Source organism: Chromobacterium sp. INPA-IVC (assembly GCF_059047085.1).
On the sequence record NZ_JBTNLS010000005.1, the window covers coordinates 101,462 to 120,716 of the forward strand.

19 protein-coding genes and 5 tRNA genes are annotated in these 19,255 nt (G+C 65.7%); 17 read left to right on the top strand and 7 right to left on the bottom strand.

Going from position 1 to position 19,255, the window contains the following annotated elements; translation table 11 throughout:
• Window positions 1-2: 2 nt before the first annotated feature.
• The 14 genes from fliI (at window position 3) to flgJ (ending at window position 10,317) form a co-directional block, all read left to right on the top strand.
• The gene (fliI, locus tag ACX17K_RS10170; protein ID WP_231161643.1) at window positions 3-1,316 is read left to right on the top strand and encodes a flagellar protein export ATPase FliI; all 1,314 of its coding nucleotides are present in this window, start codon (window positions 3-5) and stop codon (window positions 1,314-1,316) included.
• The gene (gene fliJ / locus ACX17K_RS10175) at window positions 1,313-1,744 is read left to right on the top strand and encodes a flagellar export protein FliJ (RefSeq protein WP_231161642.1); all 432 of its coding nucleotides are present in this window, start codon (window positions 1,313-1,315) and stop codon (window positions 1,742-1,744) included. Before fliI ends, fliJ begins: the two co-directional genes overlap by 4 nt.
• 85 nt (window positions 1,745-1,829) lie before the next feature.
• On the top strand, window positions 1,830-3,182 hold the full coding sequence (gene fliD, locus ACX17K_RS10180; RefSeq protein ID WP_493774693.1) for a flagellar filament capping protein FliD: 1,353 nt from the start codon (window positions 1,830-1,832) through the stop codon (window positions 3,180-3,182).
• A gap of 25 nt (window positions 3,183-3,207) precedes the next feature.
• Window positions 3,208-3,600, top strand: coding sequence for a flagellar export chaperone FliS (gene fliS / locus ACX17K_RS10185; RefSeq protein ID WP_166438216.1), 393 nt, complete (start codon window positions 3,208-3,210; stop codon window positions 3,598-3,600).
• Complete coding sequence (locus ACX17K_RS10190) at window positions 3,587-3,874, top strand: hypothetical protein (protein WP_493774694.1); 288 nt, start codon at window positions 3,587-3,589, stop codon at window positions 3,872-3,874. Before fliS ends, ACX17K_RS10190 begins: the two co-directional genes overlap by 14 nt.
• The gene (locus ACX17K_RS10195) at window positions 3,871-4,878 is read left to right on the top strand and encodes a flagellar hook-length control protein FliK (RefSeq protein ID WP_493774695.1); all 1,008 of its coding nucleotides are present in this window, start codon (window positions 3,871-3,873) and stop codon (window positions 4,876-4,878) included. The genes ACX17K_RS10190 and ACX17K_RS10195 overlap by 4 nt, the downstream gene beginning before the upstream one ends.
• A gap of 21 nt (window positions 4,879-4,899) precedes the next feature.
• Complete coding sequence (locus tag ACX17K_RS10200) at window positions 4,900-5,337, top strand: flagellar basal body-associated FliL family protein (protein ID WP_493774696.1); 438 nt, start codon at window positions 4,900-4,902, stop codon at window positions 5,335-5,337.
• 5 nt (window positions 5,338-5,342) lie between these two features.
• On the top strand, window positions 5,343-6,038 hold the full coding sequence (locus ACX17K_RS10205) for a FliA/WhiG family RNA polymerase sigma factor (RefSeq protein WP_046167270.1): 696 nt from the start codon (window positions 5,343-5,345) through the stop codon (window positions 6,036-6,038).
• A gap of 16 nt (window positions 6,039-6,054) precedes the next feature.
• Entirely contained in the window at window positions 6,055-6,921 is an 867-nt protein-coding gene (gene motA, locus ACX17K_RS10210; protein ID WP_021475129.1) for a flagellar motor stator protein MotA, read from the top strand.
• 3 nt (window positions 6,922-6,924) lie between these two features.
• Complete coding sequence (locus ACX17K_RS10215; RefSeq protein WP_231153582.1) at window positions 6,925-7,911, top strand: flagellar motor protein MotB; 987 nt, start codon at window positions 6,925-6,927, stop codon at window positions 7,909-7,911.
• Window positions 7,912-8,132: 221 nt separating this feature from the next.
• Window positions 8,133-8,819, top strand: a complete 687-nt coding sequence (locus ACX17K_RS10220; RefSeq protein WP_493774697.1) for a Crp/Fnr family transcriptional regulator — start codon at window positions 8,133-8,135, stop codon at window positions 8,817-8,819.
• A gap of 40 nt (window positions 8,820-8,859) precedes the next feature.
• Complete coding sequence (flgM, locus tag ACX17K_RS10225; RefSeq protein WP_493774698.1) at window positions 8,860-9,201, top strand: flagellar biosynthesis anti-sigma factor FlgM; 342 nt, start codon at window positions 8,860-8,862, stop codon at window positions 9,199-9,201.
• Window positions 9,201-9,626, top strand: coding sequence for a flagellar export chaperone FlgN (gene flgN / locus ACX17K_RS10230; RefSeq protein WP_493774699.1), 426 nt, complete (start codon window positions 9,201-9,203; stop codon window positions 9,624-9,626). Before flgM ends, flgN begins: the two co-directional genes overlap by 1 nt.
• A complete protein-coding gene (gene flgJ, locus ACX17K_RS10235) occupies window positions 9,607-10,317 on the top strand; it encodes a flagellar assembly peptidoglycan hydrolase FlgJ (protein WP_493774700.1) in 711 nt (236 codons plus the stop codon). The genes flgN and flgJ overlap by 20 nt, the downstream gene beginning before the upstream one ends.
• 110 nt (window positions 10,318-10,427) lie before the next feature.
• Here flgJ and ACX17K_RS10240 read toward each other — a convergent pair.
• The 5 genes from ACX17K_RS10240 to ACX17K_RS10260 form a co-directional block, all read right to left on the bottom strand.
• Window positions 10,428-10,503 (bottom strand) — tRNA-Ala (locus ACX17K_RS10240).
• A 7-nt stretch (window positions 10,504-10,510) separates the two neighbouring features.
• Window positions 10,511-10,586, bottom strand: a tRNA-Glu gene (locus ACX17K_RS10245).
• A gap of 19 nt (window positions 10,587-10,605) precedes the next feature.
• Window positions 10,606-10,681 (bottom strand) — tRNA-Ala (locus tag ACX17K_RS10250).
• Between the two features lie 10 nt (window positions 10,682-10,691).
• A tRNA-Glu gene (locus ACX17K_RS10255) sits at window positions 10,692-10,767 on the bottom strand.
• An 8-nt stretch (window positions 10,768-10,775) separates the two neighbouring features.
• A tRNA-Ala gene (locus ACX17K_RS10260) sits at window positions 10,776-10,851 on the bottom strand.
• A gap of 301 nt (window positions 10,852-11,152) precedes the next feature.
• Here ACX17K_RS10260 and ACX17K_RS10265 point away from each other — a divergent pair.
• The 3 genes from ACX17K_RS10265 to ACX17K_RS10275 are packed head-to-tail and all read left to right on the top strand — an operon-like array spanning window position 11,153 to window position 13,373.
• Window positions 11,153-11,914, top strand: a complete 762-nt coding sequence (locus tag ACX17K_RS10265; protein WP_493774701.1) for an amino acid ABC transporter substrate-binding protein — start codon at window positions 11,153-11,155, stop codon at window positions 11,912-11,914.
• Window positions 11,915-11,928: 14 nt separating this feature from the next.
• Window positions 11,929-12,609, top strand: a complete 681-nt coding sequence (locus ACX17K_RS10270; protein WP_493774702.1) for an amino acid ABC transporter permease — start codon at window positions 11,929-11,931, stop codon at window positions 12,607-12,609.
• Complete coding sequence (locus ACX17K_RS10275) at window positions 12,606-13,373, top strand: amino acid ABC transporter ATP-binding protein (protein WP_493774703.1); 768 nt, start codon at window positions 12,606-12,608, stop codon at window positions 13,371-13,373. Before ACX17K_RS10270 ends, ACX17K_RS10275 begins: the two co-directional genes overlap by 4 nt.
• A gap of 16 nt (window positions 13,374-13,389) precedes the next feature.
• On the opposite strand, the gene ACX17K_RS10280 is transcribed toward ACX17K_RS10275, so the two are convergent.
• Together ACX17K_RS10280 and ACX17K_RS10285 are read right to left on the bottom strand one after the other, a co-directional pair.
• Window positions 13,390-14,316, bottom strand: a complete 927-nt coding sequence (locus tag ACX17K_RS10280; RefSeq protein ID WP_493774704.1) for a diguanylate cyclase domain-containing protein — start codon at window positions 14,314-14,316, stop codon at window positions 13,390-13,392.
• Window position 14,317: 1 nt separating this feature from the next.
• Window positions 14,318-19,138 carry a CHASE domain-containing hybrid sensor histidine kinase/response regulator gene (locus ACX17K_RS10285; RefSeq protein ID WP_493774705.1) on the bottom strand — a complete coding sequence of 1,607 codons (4,821 nt, stop codon included), beginning with the start codon at window positions 19,136-19,138 and terminating at the stop codon, window positions 14,318-14,320.
• Window positions 19,139-19,255 lie beyond the last annotated feature (117 nt).

A 19,255-nucleotide genomic window follows, 5' to 3' on the forward strand; every position in this document is an offset into this window, starting at 1 on the left:
CGATGCTGCGCCAGGCTCTCAGCCAGCTTTCCGTGCCGGACGCGCCGGTCGCCACAGTCAGCGGCAAGCTGGTTGGCGTCAACGGCCTGCTGCTGGAAAGCGTGGGCTGCCCGCTGCAGACCGGCCAGCGCTGCCTGGTGGAAACCGCCGGCGGCGGCTGGCTGCAGGCGCAGGTGGTGGGTTTTCGCCGCGAGGTGTCCTTCCTGATGCCGTTCAAAAAGCCGGTCGGCCTCGCCACCGGCGCGCGGGTGCTGCCCGCACCGGACAACGGCGGGCTGATGATAGGCGACGGCTGGCTCGGCCGCATCGTCAACGGCCTGGGCGAGCCGCTGGACGACAAGGGCCGCCTGGGCGGCGACGCGCCGCTGGCCGCGCATCCGCCGCAGGTCAATCCCTTGAGGAAAAAACCGGTCGATCGGCCGCTGGATGTCGGGGTGCGCGCGATCAACGGCCTGCTGACCATGGGCCGGGGCCAGCGCGTCGGGCTGTTCGCCGGTTCCGGCGTCGGCAAGAGCGTGCTGCTGGGCATGATCACCCGCCACACCGAGGCCGAGGTCGTCGTCGTCGGCCTGATCGGCGAGCGCGGCCGCGAAGTGCGCGAGTTCGTCGAACATGCGCTGGGGCCGGAAGGCCTGGCCAAGGCGGTGCTGGTGGTGGCGCCGGCCGACGAGTCGCCGCTGATGCGGCTGAAGGCCACCGAGCTGTGCCACACCATCGCCGCCCATTACCGCGACCGCGGCCGCAACGTGCTGCTGCTGGTGGATTCCCTGACCCGCTACGCGATGGCGCAGCGCGAAGTGGCGCTGGCGCTGGGCGAGCCGCCGGCCACGCGCGGCTATCCGCCGTCGGTGTTTGGCCTGCTGCCCAGCCTGGCGGAAAGCGCCGGCAACGGCGAGGGCGGCGAGGGCAGCATGAGCGCCATCTACACGGTGCTGGCCGAGGGCGACGACCAGCAAGACCCAGTGGTGGACACCGCCCGCGCCATTCTGGACGGCCACATCGTATTGAGCCGGGAGCTGGCCGAGCGCGGCCACTACCCGGCGATAGACATTTCCCGCTCGGTCAGCCGCTGCATGAGCCAGCTGATCGACGGCGGGCACGCCGCCGCCGCGCGCGACGTCCGCGGCGCCTGGAGCCGTTACCAGGAGGTGCGCGGCCTGCTGCCGCTGGGCGCTTACGTGCCGGGCGCCGATCCGGCCACCGACCGCGCGTTGCGGCTGCAGCCGCGCATCGAGGCGCTGCTGTGCCAGGGCGCCGGCGAGGCCGCGCCCTATGACGACACCCTCAGGCAATTGCAGGAGCTCGCCGGCGCATGAACCAGCCGATACGACAACTGGACCTGCTGCTCAGGCTGCGCGAACGCGACGGTGAGCGGCTGGAGACCGAGCTGGCCGCCAAGCGGCGGCTGCAGGAGCGCTACCGGCGCAATATCGAGCGCCTGGACCAGCTCAGCGCGGCCAGCGGCGCTAGCGCGGCGGCCGGCCACCCGGCGCTGGCGCTCAACTGCGCCGGCTACAAGAGCCATCTTCTGGGCCTGCGCCAGTCGCAGCAGCAGGACTTGCAGCTGGCCCAGGCCGACGCCGAAGTCAGCCGCTCGCGCCTGCAGGACGCGCGCAGGCGCGAAGAGCAGGTCAAGCTGCTGCGCGAGGAAAAGCTGCTGGAATGGCGGACCGAGCAAGGGCGGGCGGAGCAGAAGCGCACCGACGAGACCGCCGGCCAGGCCTGGCTGAGAGGGCGCGGCTAGTGGTGAATATTCACGTCGTTTCAGTCCGCGCGGGCGATGGTCGCCCTGTGTTGGTACATACCGTTAGCGGACGAAAGGAATACTGATGGCGATCGATTTCAACGCGGTGCCGCCCTCCACTTGGGCGGAAAACCTGGCGCGCAAGCAACTGGGCAAGCAGCAAGCCCAGCTGGACACCCAGACCAAGGACGCCAAGGCGCGCACCGACGCGCTGGGCCAGTTGCAGAAGGCCCTTCAGGATTACAAGACCAGCCTGACCACGCTGACCGGCAAGAAGAGCCTGGTGGCGATGAACGCCTCCGCCACGCCGGACGGCATGGCAACCGTCACCGCCAAGGGCAATGCCCAAGCCGGCAACTACAGCGTGTTTGTCGAGCAATTGGCCAGCTCCCAGCAATTGCTGATGGGCGATCTGGCCGGCGCCACCGCCAAGGCCGGCGACAAGTTCACCGTCAAGCTGGCGGGCGGCGAAAGCTTCGAGGTAGCGCTGGACGGCGCCGACCGCGACAAGGACGGCAAGTTGTCGCCCAGCGAACTGGCGCTGGCGATCAACCGCGCCAGCGGCAATGCCGGCAAGGTCAACGCCATGGTGCTGAACAACAACGGCGCCAGCCAGCTGGTGCTGTCTGCCGGCAAGAGCGGCGAAAAGAACACCATCTCCCTGGATCTGGGCGGCGTGAGCGACAGCGCCCTGAAAAACGGCCTGTCCGCGCCCAAGGAGCTGAGCAAGGCGCAGGACGCCGTCGTCTGGCTGGGCGGCAAGGCCGGCGGCGTCAAGCTGCAGCAAGGCTCCAACACCTTCGACAACATCGAGGGCGTCAGCTTCACCGTCAATAAGATGAGCAAGGACACCGATCCCCCGCTGCAGATTTCCATCAGCCGCGGCGACAGCGATACCACGGCCAATGTCCAGTCCTTCGTCGATTCGTACAACAAGATCTACAAGGCGATTTCCGACCTGTCGCAGCCGGGCAAAGACGGCAAGCCGGGCGCGGCCTTCGCCGACGATTCCAGCATCCGCGCATTGAAAAGCCAGCTCAACGCCATCCTGCGCCAGCCCTTTGACGGCGTCACGCTGGGCCAGATGGGCATCAAGGCCGCGCGCGACGGTTCGCTGGAGCTGGACAGCAAGAAACTGGGCGAAACGCTGAAGGCGACGCCGGACGCGTTGGACCGCTTCTTCAGCGGCGCCGGCCAGAACGGCGCGCTGAAGCAGAGCGCCGACTATCTGGACAAGTGGCTGAACGGCAGCAACGGCCTGATCAAGCAGCGCCGCGACAGCGAAGACCGCGGCCAGAAGGATCTGACCCGGCGGCAGGACGCGCTGCAGAAGACTTTCGAGCAGACCTACAACCGCTATCTGGCGCAATTCACCAAATTGCAGAGCATGCAGGATCAGATGACCCAGACCATGGGCATGTTCAACTCCAACTTCTGAATCTAAAGAAAGCAGGATCGAAATCGTGGATTACGACGCCTATCGCAGCTACCACGCGGTCAATCTGGAAGCCCAGACCGGGGCCGCCAGCCAGGTGGAACTGGTGCTGGTGCTGTTCGACGGCCTTCTTGAGGAAATCGCCCGCGCCCGCGGCCATTTGCAGCAGCAGCGCTTCGAGCAGAAGGGCGAGAGCATCAGCAAGTGCATCAACATCCTCAACGGCTTGTCCAGCGCGCTGGATTTCGAAACCGGCGGCGAGGTGGTGACCAATCTGGCGCGGCTGTACGACTACTGCGCCCATCGCCTGTACCAGGCCAGCGTCGAGCTTGACGCCGTGGCGCTGGACGAGGCGGAAAAGCTGCTGGTCACGCTCAAGGGCGGCTGGATAGGCGTGCGGGACCAGCATGCCGCGGCCTGAGGTCGAACGCTGGTGCCAGGCCATCGCCGACGCGGCGGAGCGGCGGGACTGGGACGCGTTGACGGCCATGGACGCGCGGCTGCGCCGGCTGTTGGCCGAGTCCGGACTGAGCCTGGACGCGGATGACAGGGCGGCCTTGTCGGCCGCCTACCGCGCCGCGCTGGCCGTGAGCGGAGCCGAGCTGGACGCATTGAGCGAGAAGATGGCAGAGGCGGGACAACAGCGCGAAGGCCGTCTGGCCTACGCGCAATTCAGTGAATGGGAACAAGCATGAGCAGAGTGGCGCCGCCGCAATCCGCGCCCGTTTCCCCGGTCCAGACGGGGAGTGGCGACGGAGTAGTCAGTCAGGCGATGGACGACCTGTCGTGGATGGATGCCGATCCGGCGGCAGGCTTCGCCGACGCGATGTCCGACGCCGGCGCGCGGCAGTCGCCGGCCATGGAGGAATCGGCGCAAGAGCCGGCTTCGCTGGCGGATGCTGTTCGCCAAGGCTTGCCGGCCATGCCGGCGGCTGTCGATCAGAATGCCGCGGTTGGCGACGGCGAGGATGAGAAGGCGCGCAAGCCGGTGGACCTGGCCGCGCTGAGTCCGGCGTTGCAGCCGCAAGCCTGGCAGGCGCTGATGCCGCGCCAGGCGGCGCCTACGGCGGATGCCGAATCGCCAGCGGACGCGGGCAAGGTTGCCGCGCCCGTTCTGGATGCCGCGCCGGCGTCTCCAAAACCGGCCGACAAGGCGATGCAGATTCAAACAGCGGATCTGGCCATGCCGAGGGACGCTGCGCCGCGTCTGGACAATATCGCCGCGGCTTTGCCGCCGGCTCATCCGGCCGATGCCGCCAAACCGGCGGAAAGTTTCAGCCTGGCTTTGCCGCCGGCGCAGCCGGAGAGCTGGAGCGGCAAGCTGCAGGCGGCGCTGGGCGAGCGTGTGCAGCTCATGCCCAGCCAGAACATGGATCGCGCGACGCTGCGGCTGGATCCGCCGTCGCTGGGCACGCTGGAGATCTCGCTGCGCCACCAGGCCGGCGCGCTGGTGGTGGAGCTGACCGCTTCGCACGGCGAAGTAGTGCGCCAGCTGCAAGGCATAGGCGACGCGCTGCGCCAGGATCTGGGCAGCCGCCAGTACACGCAGGTGGCGGTGGAGGTGCGCGAAGGCATGCCGTCCGGGCAGGGCCAGGGCGGCCGCCAGGGCCGGGAGCAGCAGGCCCAGCAGCAGCCGGGCCGGGCGCTGAGCGAGCAGGGCTGGCAGACGGCCGGCTCGTTTCAATTGGATCAGGGCTGAGACAGCGAAGGATATCGATAGATGAATAGCAGGACCCTGATCGTGGCCGCCTTGGTGGCCGCAGGCGTGGCCGGCATCGGCGGCGGCGGGTGGTGGTGGTACCAGCAGGCGGCGCATGCCGAACCCGCCAAGCCGCAGCCGGTGGATTACCGCTTCGTCACCTTGGACAAGATCATCGTGATGCTGAAGAGCGAGTCGGGCGGCGACGCGCGCTACATGGCGGTGGACCTGGTGTTCCGCAGCACCGCGGAAAACGAGGCCAAGGTGAAGGAGCAGCTGCCGCTGCTCAAGAGCGTGGCGGTGCGCGCGCTGTCGCAACTGACGCGCGAGCGCGCCAACGCCTTGAACATCGACGACTTCCAGAAGCTGCTGGACCGTTCCTACCGCGCCACCTTCGCGCGGGAGGCGCGCGGACAGCCGTTCACCGAGGTGATGGTCAGCAAGCTGATCATCGAGTAAGCGCGATGTACGCCGAGAGCTACGAGCAGCCGTCCCAAGCCGTCGACGAGGCCCGGCACCTGGCGACCTACGCGCCGCTGGTCAAGCGCGCCGCGCGCCAGCTCTCTAGCCAGGCCGGCGGCGTGTTCGACCGCGAGGACATGGAGCAGATCGGCCTGATGGCGCTGCTGGACTGCCTGCGCCGCTATGGCGGCGAGCCGGACGAGCGCTTCGCCGGCTTCGCCATGCTGCGCATCCGCGGCGCCATCCTGGATGAATTGCGGCGGCTGGACTGGCGGCCGCGCGCGGTGAGGCAGGAAGCGCACCGGGTTCGGGACGGGCTGCGCGAGTTGAGGCGCAAGCTTCGGCGCGAGCCCACCGAGGCGGAGGCGATGACCTTGCTGGGGCTGGACGCCGACGCCTACCGCGACGCGCTGCTGGCCGAAAACGCCGAGGCGATGGCGAGCTTCGACGAACTGGTGGCCGGCGGAATGGAGCTGGCGGCGGAAGGTTCGCCGGAAGCCAGGTTGGAGCGGCAAAGCGAGCTGGCGCGCGCGCTGACCGCGCTCAACGAGCGCGAGCAGCAGGTGATCCAGCTGTACTACGAGTTCGAACTGAGTCTCAAGGAGATCGCGGCGGTGCTGGAGCTGACCGAGGCCCGCATCTGCCAGATCAACAAGAGCGCCCTGAAAAAGATGCAGGCCTGCCTGATGGCGGCCTGAAGCAAGGAAACACCCCATGCAGCAATTGTTTGGCATTCTGATCGTGCTGGTTTGCGTATTCGGCGGCTTCATGCTGCACGGCGGCGTGCTGTCCATCATCTGGCAGCCGACCGAGCTGTTGATCATCTGCGGCGCGGCGCTGGGCGCGGTGGTGCTGGGCAACCCGCCGCACGTGCTGAAGGAGATGGGCGGCCAGATCAAGCGCGTGGTGGTGCGCAAGAAGCAGGGCGCGGAATTCCAGCGCCAGCAGCTGTTGCTGATGTACGAATTGCTGATCACCGCCAGCCGCGGCCTGAAGGCGCTGGACCAGCACGTGGAAGCGCCGCGCCAGAGCCCGCTGTTCAACCGCTACCCCATGGTGCTGGAAAACCGCAAGCTGCTGGCCTTCATCGTCGACAACTTCCGCCTGATGGCGATGGGCAAGATCAACGCCCATGAGCTGGAGGGCGTGCTGGACCAGGAGCTGGACGCTATCCATGAACAACTGATCCAGCCGTCCAAATCGCTGCACAAGATCGCCGAGGCGATGCCGGGTTTCGGCATCCTGGCGGCGGTGCTGGGCATCGTGATGGCGATGAACACCGTGGCCCAGGGGGCCAGCGCCGGCGAGATCGCCGCCAGCGTCGCCGCGGCCATGGTCGGCACCTTCATCGGCATTTTCTTCTGCTACGGCGTGCTGGACCCGCTGTCCAACGTGATGCATCAGTTGGTCAAGGAGGAGCTGTCCAACTTCGAATCGGTGAAGGTGGTGCTGACCACTCACGTGTCCGGCAAGCCGCCGCTACTGGCGATCGACGCCGGCCGCCGCCTGGTGCAGCTGAACACCAAGCCTAGCTTCTCGCAGCTGGAGTCGTGGATCAACGCGATGGAAGGGCTGGGTTAAGCGATGGCCGGCCAGAAGAACAAGGGCGATCACGAAGGCGCGGTGATCAAGAAAGTGTCCCGCCGCAACGCGGAAGAGGGGCACGGCGGCGCCTGGAAAGTGGCGTTCGCCGACTTCGTGCTGGCGCTGATGTGTCTGTTCCTGGTGCTGTGGGTGCTGGCCGCGCGAGATCAGGAAAACCTGCAGCAATTGCTGACCACTTCCGGCGGCAGTCCGCTGCTGCAGGGCAACGGCCGGCAGATAGACCACATGGGCAATCCGCCCGGCACGCTGATCCCGCGCGATCCCATCCCGGGCCAGACTGGCAGCCAAGTGGCCAGCAAGTCCGCGGTGCGGGACAGCGACAAGCGCGCCAGCGAGCAGCCCGAGCTGCCGCGCCGCAGCTATGACAGCGAGGCCGACCTGCGCAAGCTGGCCGCCCAGCTGTCCGAAATGAGCCAGAAGGCCGGACTGTCCAGCAATCTGCAGACGGTGATCACGCCCTACGGCCTGCGCGTGACGCTGCACGACACGGATCAGCAAGGCATGTTCGAGCGCGGCAGCGCCATCGTCGACCCTCGTTTCCGCGGCCTGCTGCAGCAGATCGGCGCCATGTTGGGCGAAATCGACAACCGCCTGCTGGTGGTCGGCCACACCGATGCCGCGCAATACCACCGGGCCGGCGCCTTCGGCGCGATGTCCAACTGGTCGTTGTCCAGCAACCGCGCGATGGCCGCGCGCCTGCACATGATGCAGGGCGGCCTGGCCGGCGATTCTGTGTTGCAGGTGGTGGGCATGGCGGAACGGGCGCCGCTGGACAAGCAGCATCCGCTGGCGGCGTTGAATCGCCGGATCGAACTCCTGGTGCTGACCTCGGGGCAGGCTCAGGCGGTGGTGTCGATGTTCGGCGCGGCGGCGGAGGCGAAAGGCGCGCCGCCAGGTGTTGCGTTAGCGCTACCAAATGCTGATGAATTAAAAAAATTAAGGTCAAATACCATCGGTATGCAGTAATTTGCTGTTAAAATTTGTTAAGCACAGAAAAAATCTTGTTTCAAGAAGTTTTTTCTGTGCTTTTTTCACATAAATTTTAATCAAATTATTTACAATTTCCCCACCGTTGATAACAATGTCACCTGTATGAGTCATATCTCATACAGTAAACAATAAATAATGACTCCTGCATTTTCGTTTGGTTTGCGAGTTTGCCTGGTAGTCGGGGACGTGTTACCGAGATGAATCAAGAACAAGTTAGGCAGATGTTGCGGCAGACGCCGCTGTTTGGTCATTTGGAAGACGAGGCGTTGGACCATGTCGTGGAATGTTCCGAGACAGTGCGTCTGGCGAAGGGCGAATCCCTGTACGAGGAGGGAGATGAATCCGATTCCGTAGGGCTGCTGCTGGATGGATGCATGCAGGTTTACGTATCCGAATCGAGCGGCAAGAAGTATGTGCTGCAGATGGTCATGCCGGGGCAGTTGCTGGGCATGGAGTCGTTTGTCGACTGCGGCGAGCGCGGCAACAACGTGGTGGCGGACGAGGACAGCGTGTTGCTGCGGTTTACGCGGGAAACGCTCAGGCAGGTGTTCGATAGCGAAGATGGCTTGCCCGATTGCGACAGGGTCCGCTGCAGCATCATGCGCTATCTGGTCTCGCTGGTGCGCCACATGACCACGCTGGCGCGCAACCTGGCCTTGCTGGACGTCTATGGCCGAGTGCGCATCCTGATCAACCAGATGCTGATCGAACAGGACGGCGTGCTGATATTGCGCAAGCAGTTGACCCAGCAGGAAATAGCCGACCAGATCGGCTCCTCCCGCGAGATGGTGGCGCGTATCCTGAAGGAGTTGGTTTACGGCCATTACATTCGCCTGGAGAACAGGCGCATCGTGGTGCTGAAGATGTTGCCGGAGAATTTCTGAGCCGGCGGAGAGGCCGCGCGACATCGAGTCGCGCGGTTTTTTGTTTTCAAGGTTTAAGTTTGGCGGCCGCGGGTCGCCCTGTATCGGTATCACACCCATACAGTTGCTAGGCAGACAGATGCAGATTTCTTCTCTTTCCACCTGGCGCGGCGAAAAAGCCGCGGCGGGCAAGTCCGAAACCGCGTCGGCGGCCGACGCGGCTCCTCGCGCGATTTCGTCGGTTGCAAGCGCCGGGGCGCCGCTGGCGGCCGCCTTGCAAGCCATGCCCGAAATCGACCAAGCCAAGGTGGATGCAGTCCGCGCCGCGCTGGCCAGGGGCGAAGTCCGTTTCGATCCTCTGCGGCTGGCGGGGTTGGTCGAGCAGTATCACGGCGGCCGCTGATGGATAGAAAGCAGCTCTATCGCCGATTATTCGCCACCGTAGGCGAGGATCTCGTCGACTATCCGCAGCTGAACGTTTTGCTGGAGCGGCAGTTCCGCGCCGCGCTGGAGCATGACGCGGCGGAGCTGGAGCGGTGCGCCGGCGAAATCGCCGCGAAGTGCGACAAGCTGGAGCGTAGCCGCCGCGAGCGTTTGAGCTTGGTGGAGTCGCTGTTGCCAGCGGAAGCGGAGTGGTCGATGGCGGAAGCGCTGAAGGTTTTGCCGCAAGCGCTGCGCGAGCAGGGCGACGCGCATTGGCAGCGTTTGCGCGCGTTGATCGCGGATTGCCGCGAACGCAATCTGCGCAATGGCCAGCTGCTGCAGGAGCGCAGGCAGCTGTTGCAGCGCGTGCTGGAGGGCGAGAGCGATGTTTACGCAGCGCAGTGAGTCCTGGCAGGCCGCCGGCGCGGCTGTTTCGCCGGACGCGGTGGCTCTGCCGCTGAGCCTGCCGTCGGAAGGCGCGGGTTTTTCCGAGCAGTTCGCCGGCGTGCGCGCCGAAGTGGAGCGTTTCATCGCCGCCGGCGAGCCGGGCTCGGCTCAGCAGTTGTCGCCGGAAGCGTGGCGCGTTCAGCAGCAACTGCGCGCCGGCGCGGCCGATTTTTCCGCGGTGCCGCGGGATCGGCAGGGTTTTGTCGAAGAGATGCTGCCGCACGCGCAGGCGGCTGCGGCGCGTCTGGGCGTGACGCCGGATCTGGTGCTCGCTCACGCGGCGCTGGAGTCGGGCTGGGGGCGCAAGCCGCTGACGCGCAGCGACGGCGGCAACAGCCATAACCTGTTCGGCATCAAGGCCGATGCGCGTTGGGGCGGGGAGGTGGCGACGGCGCTGACCACGGAGTTCATTCACGGCCAGAAGCAGAACAGGGTGGAGCCGTTCCGCGCCTATCCCGATTATCGCGCGGCGTTCGACGATTACGCCGATTTCTTGGCGTCGAATCCGCGTTACCGCGCGGCGCTGGGCGTCGGCGGCGACGCGAAGGCCTTCGCCGCGGCCTTGGCGCGCGGCGGCTATGCGACCGATCCCGATTATGCCGGCAAGCTGGCGGGTTTGGCGGGGCAGTTCCGCAAGAGCATCCGTTGAGTCCAGGGGTGGGGGAGAGATTGGCGCCAATGGCGCCAATTTTCATTTATGCGGTTTTTTTGAAAAATAAAAAGAAAAAAGCCGAAATCATAAGATTTCGGCTTTTTGATTGGTGGAGATAAGCGGGATCGAACCGCTGACCTCTTGCATGCCATGCAAGCGCTCTCCCAGCTGAGCTATACCCCCAGTATGCTGGCGTCCCCACGGGGATTCGAACCCCGGTCGCCGCCGTGAAAGGGCAGTGTCCTAGGCCTCTAGACGATAGGGACGTAATACCTAATTGTAATTTGGTGGAGATAAGCGGGATCGAACCGCTGACCTCTTGCATGCCATGCAAGCGCTCTCCCAGCTGAGCTATACCCCCAGTAATGCTTTGGCGTCCCCACGGGGATTCGAACCCCGGTCGCCGCCGTGAAAGGGCAGTGTCCTAGGCCTCTAGACGATAGGGACTAAATTTTTGGTGGAGGTAAGCGGGATCGAACCGCTGACCTCTTGCATGCCATGCAAGCGCTCTCCCAACTGAGCTATACCCCCACATATCCGCCGATTTCGCTTTCGCGGGACCGTTCGGTCTCGACAGGAGGCGAACTATACCTGCAGCAAATTCCCCATGCAAGCGCTTTGTGAAAATATTTCTAAAAAACGCATAATTTATCTATTTTGATTAGCATGGCCGTTGCTGGGTACGCCAAGGCGGAGCTGATAATGCATTTATATGTATTTTTAGAATAACAAAGTAAAATAATATTACTTAGCGTTCTAATTTTCGACTGTTATGGTGTCGCCATGCCCGGCCGAATCCAGGCTGGAGGAACAATATTCTGGAGAATGGACAATGAAGAAACTGAACGCAGCTTTCGCCCTGATCCTTGCCGCGGCAGGCGCCGCCCACGCTGACGATCTGGCCGACATCCGCAAGGCCGGCGTGCTGAAGATCGGCACCGAGGGCACTTACGCGCCCTTCACCTATCATGACGCCGCGGGCGGCCTGACCGGTTTCGATGTGGAGATCGGCCAGGCGATCGCCGCCAAGCTGGGCGTCAAGCCGCAATTCGTCGAAGGCAAGTGGGATGGCCTGATCGCCGGCCTGGACGTCAAGCGCTACGACGTGGTGATCAACGAGGTGGCGATCACCGACGCGCGCAAGGTCAAATACGACTTCTCCGTTCCCTACATCGTCTCCAAGGCGGTGCTGATCGTTCGCGACGACAACCGCGACATCAAGCGTTTCGAAGACCTGAAGGGCCGCAAGTCGGCCAACACCCTGACCAGCAACTTTGGCAAGCTGGCGCAGCGCTACGGCGCCGAGATCGTGCCGACCCAGGGCTTCAACGAATCGGTGGCGTTGCTGGAATCCGGCCGGGTGGAGACCACCATCAACGACAGCTTGTCCTTCTTGGACTTCAAGAAGAAGCAGCCCAAGTCACGCCTGAAGGTGGCCGCCACCGAGGCGAACGGCGACGCGTCCGGCGTGCTGCTGCGCAAGGGCAACCCGGAGTTGAAGGCCGCCATCGACAAGGCGCTGGCCTCGATCAAGGCCGACGGCACCTATCAGAAGATTTCGCACAAGTATTTCGGCGCCGACGTGTCGCGCTGAGTTGAGGAGCGGCAATGCCCCCGTGGTTGCAGTTGATGGCGGATTCGCTGCCGTCCCTTTTGTATGCAGGCCTGGTATTCACCGTGCCGCTGACGCTGTTGTCCTTCGCCGGCGGCCTGGCGCTGGGCCTGGCGGTGGCCTTGATCCGGCTGTTCGGGCCGCGCCCGCTGGTTTTGCTGGTGCGCGGCTATTCCTGGCTGGTGCGCGGCACGCCGCTGCTGGTGCAGCTGTTCGTGATCTTTTACGGCTTGCCGCGGGTCGGCATCGTGTTCGACCCGTTCCCGGCGGCGCTGCTCGGCTTCGTTCTCAGCGTAGGCGCCTACACCTCGGAAGTGATACGCGCCGCGATTTCGTCGGTGCCGAAGGCTCAATGGGAGGCGGCGTATTCGCTGGGCATGAGCTGGTCGCAGGCGATGCGCCGCACCATCCTGCCGCAGGCGGGCAGGGTGGCGGTGCCGCCGCTGGCCAACTCCTTCATCTCGCTGGTGAAGGACACTTCGCTGGCGGCGGTGCTGACGGTGCCGGAAATGTTCCAGGCGGCGCAGCGCATCGCGGCCACCACTTACGAGCCGCTGCTGCTGTATCTGGAGACCGCGCTGATCTATCTGTTGTTGAGCACCGTATTGACCTGGCTGCAGGAACGGTTGGAAAAACGTTTTGACCGGCACGTGGCGCCGGTAGGGGCCGTGTCATGATCAAGCTGAGCCGCATCGTTAAATCCTTCGGCGGGCAGACCGTGCTGCATGATGTCGGCCTGGAGCTGGCCGAGGGCGGCGTCACCGCGCTGATCGGCCCGTCCGGCAGCGGCAAGAGCACGCTGCTGCGCTGCGCCAATCTGCTGGAGACGCCGGATGCCGGCGAGCTGCAGCTGGCCGGCGAAACGCTGCGTTTCGAGCCCGGCAGGAAGCTGTCCCGCGACGCCATCCTGCGCGTGCGCCGCGTCACCGGCATGGTGTTCCAGAGCTTCCAGCTGTTTCCGCATCAGACCGTGCTGCAGAACGTGATGGAAGGACTGCTGACCGTGCAGCGCTGGCCGCGCGACAGGGCGGAGGCGCGGGCGCGCGAGCTGCTGGACAAGGTGGGCATGGCGCACAAAGCCGACGCCTGGCCGTCTACGCTGTCCGGCGGCCAGCAGCAGCGGGTGGCGATCGCCCGCGCGCTGGCACCGTCGCCGCAGCTCTTGCTGTGCGACGAGCCGACGTCGGCGCTGGACCCGGAGTTGGCCGCGGAAGTGGTGGCGGTGCTGCGCCAGCTGGCCGCCGACGGCGTCACCATGCTGATGGCCACGCATGATCTGCGCCTGGCCTCCAGCGTCGCCCGGGACGTGGTGTTTCTGGAAAACGGCCGCGTGGTCGAGGCGGGCTCCGCCGCGCAGATCTTCGGCGCGCCGCGCGAGGCCCGCACGGCGGAGTATGTGTCCACGCTGACGGCCGGCGCCAGGGATCTGGTGCAGATCTGATCCGCCGGATGGCGATTCAGCCGGCGCTGACGCGCGCGCGGCCGGCGCGTTTGGCCTGGTACAGCTGTCGGTCGGCGGCTTCGATCAGTGTTTGCGGAGGGGCCGAGCCGTCCGGGACGATGGCCGCGACGCCTATGCTGGCCGTAACCGCAGGCCCGGCGTCGGATGTCTCGTGCGTGATGTCGAGCGCGCGGATGGCCTGCAGAATCTCTTCGGCCAGGCGGGCGGCGCCGTCGAGCTCGGTCTCTGGCAGCAGACAGGCGAACTCTTCGCCGCCGTAGCGCGCCGCCAGGTCCCTGGGCCTGCGCAGCGACAAGCGTATCGCCTGGGCCACCCGGCGCAGGCAGTCGTCTCCGGCCTGGTGGCCGTAACGGTCGTTGAAGCGCTTGAAATGGTCGACATCCAGCATCAGCAGGGAGACGGGCTGCTGCTGCCGGGCGCATTGCAGCCAGTCGGATTGCAGCGTTTCGTCGAACTTGCGGCGGTTGGCCACCCCGGTCAGGCCGTCCTGCAGCGCGATCGAGCTGAGCAGGTCGGTCTGGAATTTCAGCGCCAGATGGGTCTGGACCCGGGCGCGCAATATGGTGCGGTTGACCGGCTTGACGATGTAGTCGACGCCGCCCAGTTCGAAGCCGCGCACTTCATCCGCCTCCTCGCGCTGCGCCGAGACGAATATGATCGGCACTGAACGGGTGTGCGGATCGGTTTTCAGCCTGCGGCACACCTCGAAGCCGTCGATGCCCGGCATCACCAGGTCCAGTAGGATCAGGTCGGGCTTCAGCGACAGGCACTGGGCAATCGCCTGCTCGCCGTCCAGCGCCATGAAGACTTCGCATTCATCTTTGAACAGCTCCCGTATCAGCAGGATATTGGTGGTCTGGTCATCCACCACCAGGATGCGCGGCCGGGCGGGACTGGGTCGTTCGTTCAGCGGCAGGTCCATGTCAGGGTTCGCTCCCGATCAGGGTTTTGACGATCTGGGCGGCGGGGGCGAATTGCAAGCGTCCCACTTGTTCCGCCAGGTTTTCCACCTGCTGCCGAATGTGTCGGCCGGCCAGCGGCGGCAGCGCCATCGCTAGGTCGATGGCGGCGAGGTTGCCGCTTTCCAGCAGGGGCAGTATCTCGAGCAGGCGTTCTTTCCACTCTTGAGGCGTCAACGGCGGCGTTTCGCCGGACGCGGCTGCTGGCGCCGCCGGCAGGCGGCTGTCCAGCTTGGCCACGCTTTCGGCCACCAGCCGCTGCAGCGTCTCGGCGGCGCCGCGCCAGGCCTCGGCGTCCAGCGCGCGGCCATCGGACTGCTTGGCGCGTTGTTCTAGCTCGCCGGCGTGCCGGGCCAGGGCCGACGCGCCGACGGTGGCGGAGATGCCTTTCAGCGCGTGAAGCGTCGCGGCGCTTTGGGCGGTTTCGCCGTTTTCCAGTTGTTGGAGCAGGCTGGCGGCGAGTCGATGCGCTTCCGCGCGGAACTGTCGCAGCGCCGAGCGCATGGCGCCCGCCTGATGGCCGAAGCGTTGCAATACCCGTTCTTCCGGCTCGATGTCGCAAGGCGGGCAGGTTTCGGGCGCGGCCGGCGAGGCGTCGGGCGCGCGGCCCGACAGCGCCAGCAGCCGCGACGCGAGCTGGTCGATGTCGATCGGCTTGCCGATATGGTCGTCCATGCCGGCGGCCAGGCAGTCGGCGCGGTCGGCGAGCGTGGCGTTGGCGGTCATGGCCAGGATGGGCATGCCGCATCCGCCGGCGCGGATGCGGCGGGTGGCTTCCAGGCCGTCTATGTCAGGCATCTGCATGTCCATGATCACCACGTCGTAGTCGGCGTCGTCGGCGGTGGCCAGTTCAACGCCGGCCAGTCCGCCTTCGGCCAGTTCCACTCTGGCGCCTTCGGCGCTGAGCAGTTCGGAGGCGACCTGCCGATTCAGGGCATTGTCTTCCACCAGCAGCAGCCGCATGCCGCCCAGGCGCTGGCGGATGGCCGGCGAAGGCGGCGGGGCGCGTTCTCCCAGCAGATTGCGGCGCACCGCGTCCAGCAACTGCTGCGGCGTCACCGGCTTGGTGAGAAAGTCGGCGAACGGCGGGTCGCCGCTGTCGGCGATCTCGGACAGCACCTCGCGGCCGAAAGCGGTGAGCATGATCACCACCGGCGGTGTGGAGGCTGCGGCCCGGATGCGCGACGCGGCCTCCACGCCGTCCATGCCGGGCATCTTCCAGTCCATGATCACCACGTCGTAGCGCGGGCCGGCTTCTGCCATGCGCACGGCCTCGGCGCCGCTGGCGGCGTAATCGGCGCGCCAGCCGGCCGTCTCCAGCGTGCGGCCAAGCACTTCCCCCATCAGCGGATTGTCGTCCACGATCAGCGCGCGCAGGCTCTGAGGCAAGGCGGCGTCTGCGGCGACCAGCGGCGCGGCATCCGCGGTTTCCAGCTCGATCTCGAAACTGAAGCGGCTGCCGCGGCCCGGCTCGCTCTGCGCCGTTAGTTGGCCGCCCATCATCCTGACCAGCCGCTGGCTGATGGCCAGGCCCAGTCCGGTGCCGCCGAATCGGCGCGCGGTGGAAGCTTCCGCCTGGGTGAAGCCGTCGAAGATGCGGCCCAGCTGCTCCGCTTCTATGCCGATGCCGGTGTCGCTGACGGAGAAGCGCAGCGCGGCTTGCCGTTCTTGCTCGCGGATCAGGGCGACGCTGACGATCACTTGGCCGCGTTCGGTGAACTTCATCGCGTTGCCGGCCAGATTGATCAGGATTTGCTGCAGCCGCAGCCGGTCGCCGGAGACGGCGGCGGGCAATGACGGATCAATCTCGAATACCGTTTCCACATCCTTGTCGCCGCGGTTGCCGGACAGAATGACGCCCAGGTCGCGCAGCAGTCCGTCCAGTTGGAAGGGGTGGCTGTCCAGCTGCAGCTTTCCGGCCTCTATCTTGGAGAAGTCCAGAATGTCGTTGAGCAAGCCAAGCAGCGATTTGGCCGCGGTTTGGGTTTTGGACACGTAGTCTCGCTGCCGCAAGTCGAGCGCGGTGTGTTGCATCAGCTGCAGCAGGCCCAGCACCGCGTTCAGCGGGGTGCGGATCTCGTGGCTCATATTGGCCAGGAAGCGGCTCTTGGCCTGGCTGGCTTGCTCGGCCAGCTGTTTGGCTTGCAGCAACTGCGCTTCCGAGCGGCGCCGCTCGGTGATGTCGGTGGCGATGCCGACATAGCCGATGATGTCGCCGCCGGCGGCGCGCATCGCCGTCACCGCCAGCGAGACGGACACATGGCTGCCGTCCTTGCGCACATAAGTCCATTCGCGGGTTTCCGCGCCGAATATTTCCGGCATGTGGACGAAAGCCCTGAAGCCGGCGATTTCCTCGCCGAACAGCGCGCTGAGCTCGCGGCCTCTGTCCACGACTTCGCTTTCCAGGTGGAAACGGGCCGGCGTGCAGCTGCCCACCATTTCCTGCTGCGCATAGCCCAGCATCCGCTCCGCGCCGGCGTTGAAAACGGTGATCAGGCCGTCGTGGTCGGTGGCGATGATGGAGACCTCGGACGCCGCGCTCAGCACATTGCTCAGCAGCAGGCTCAGGCGATTGATCTCGGCGTCCACCAGCCGGCGGCGGGTGGTGTCGATCCGCAGGGCGATCACCCTCTCTATCGCGCCATCGCCGTCAAGCAGCGGCGCGATCACGGTATCGGACCAGCGCAGTCCGCCATCGCGCGCCCGGTTGCATATCTCTCCGTGCCAGGCGTCGCCGCGCCGCAGCGTCTGTTTCAGCTCGCGCCAGAAGGACCGGTCCTGAAGGTCGCCGGTCAGTATGTGGTGGTTGCGGCCGATCAGCTCGCCGCGCGCGTAGCCGTTCACTTCGCAGAAGCGCTCGTTCACTTCCAGGAAGCGGCCGGCGGCGTCGATTTCCGAGTACTGCATCTGTTCATTGATGATGCCGAGCAGCGCCTCGTTTTCGCGCAGCGCCGCGGCGAGCCGGGTTCGCCCGTCGACCAGCTCGGTGACATCGTGGACTACCGAGTAGAAGCCGCGGATCTCGCCGTTTTCCCTGTCCGGCAAATAGTGGACCAGCGTATGGCGCAGCTCGCCGTCAGGACCTTCCAGCGTGCGTTCGAAGCTCTGGGAATGGCCTGCCAGCGCGGCCTCCACATAGGGCCGGCTGATCGCGAACGATTCCTCGCCCAGCAGTTCCGGCAACCAGGTGCCGGGCAAGGTATCCGGCGCCCGGTGGAACCAAGCGTGGTAGGCGTGGTTGGCCACCCGGTTGATCAGGTCCTTGTCCCAGTAGCCTATCATCGAGGGCACGCCGTCGAGCACGGTGCGCAGGTCGCGGCGCGCGGTTTCCAGTTGCCGGGTGCGTTCGGCCACCTGCGCTTCCAGGCTGGTATTCAGCGCGTGCAGCTCCGCTTCCATTTCCTTTTGCCGGGTGATATCGCGCACGGTTTTGGCTGCGCCCGTCACTTTGCCGTCGTCGCCATAAATGGGGGCTACGGAAACCGCCACCTCGAGCTGGCTGCCGTCCTTGCGGCGGCGGGTGGTCTGGAAATGGGCGATGCGCTCGCCGCGGGCGATGCGGGAGAGTATGTCCTGCTCCTCGGTCTGCCTGTCCTCAGGCACGATCAGCCGCAACAGCGATTGGCCCACGGCCTCGTCGGCGGCGTAGCCGAACATCTGCTGGGCGCCCTTGTTCCAGCTGATGACGACGCCGTCCAGCCTCTTGCCTATGATCGCGTCGATCGAGCTTTCAACGATGGCGGCCAAGTCTTCGCGGGTGTCCTGCAGTTTGCGGCGCGATAGCGCGTTGCTGCGCCAGGCATAGGCCAGCGCCGCGCCGGCCAGGCTGGCCAGCAGGCCGGCCAGCGCGATCAGTCTGGGATTGAGGAGGCGCAGCGCTTCAGCGAAGGCGGGGCTGGCGTGGAAGTCCAGCCGCCATACCCGGCCGAACAGCGGGGCGCTTTGGGTGGCGGTCGCCACGGTGGCGCCGGCCGCATTGTCCGCGTTGCGGAAAAAGCGCGTGGGCCGCGCCGGGTTGCTGGCGTCGCTCAACTCTATCCAGCCATCCCGCGGCGTTTGCTCCAGGCCGGCGAGCACTTCGGGCATGGCCAGCGGCGCATAGCTCCAGCCGGTGATCTGGCGGCGGCGCTCGTCGCGATCGGCCGGCACGACGATGCCGCGGTAGATCGGCAGCAGCAACAAGAAACCTTGGCCGCGCAGCGGCGTCGCCTGCAGCAGCGTGATGGGTTCCGATAACCTGGCCTCCCCGGTATCGGTCGCTTCTTGTGTCGCGGCGCGGCGTGCGGGGTCCGAGGCGATGTCCAGGCCGATGGCTGGGCCGTTGCCCGATATCGGTTCGATGAACTGGATGATTTCGTGCTCGCCGCGGTAGGGGTGGAATTGGTGCAGTTTGAAATCTGGGCTTCCGCTTGCGCGCATGGCTGCGATGAAGCGGGGCAGCTCGGCGTCCGCCACGCGGCGGATGATGCCGAAGCCGCGGGCGCCGGGAAATTCCCGTCCGGGTTCGCGGCTTAGAGCATAGCGGTGGAACGTTTCGCGGTTCAGTCCACCGTCGCCGGAGGCGATGAATGCGCCGCGGGCGCCGCGCAGTCCGTATTCGTAGCGCTGCAGGCGCTCGACGATGTCGTCGAGTGTGAGTTGAGCTTGCTGATTGGCCGCCTGCTGCAGCGTATCGGCGTTGCGCCACTCAATGTACTGGCAGGCGAGGGCGGTCAGCGACAGCCCCAGCAGCAAGGTGGCCGCCGCCCAGCTGATGGCGGAGGAGGTGTAGCGCTTTCTCGTCATGGTGGAGTCGCCGCAACGATGGGAATGATGCCGGCAGGCTGGGCCGGGTTAATTTATGATAGTTGCGTCGGGAGAATTTGCAGCGAAGAGGGAAAATGAAAAAAGCCCGCATGGGCG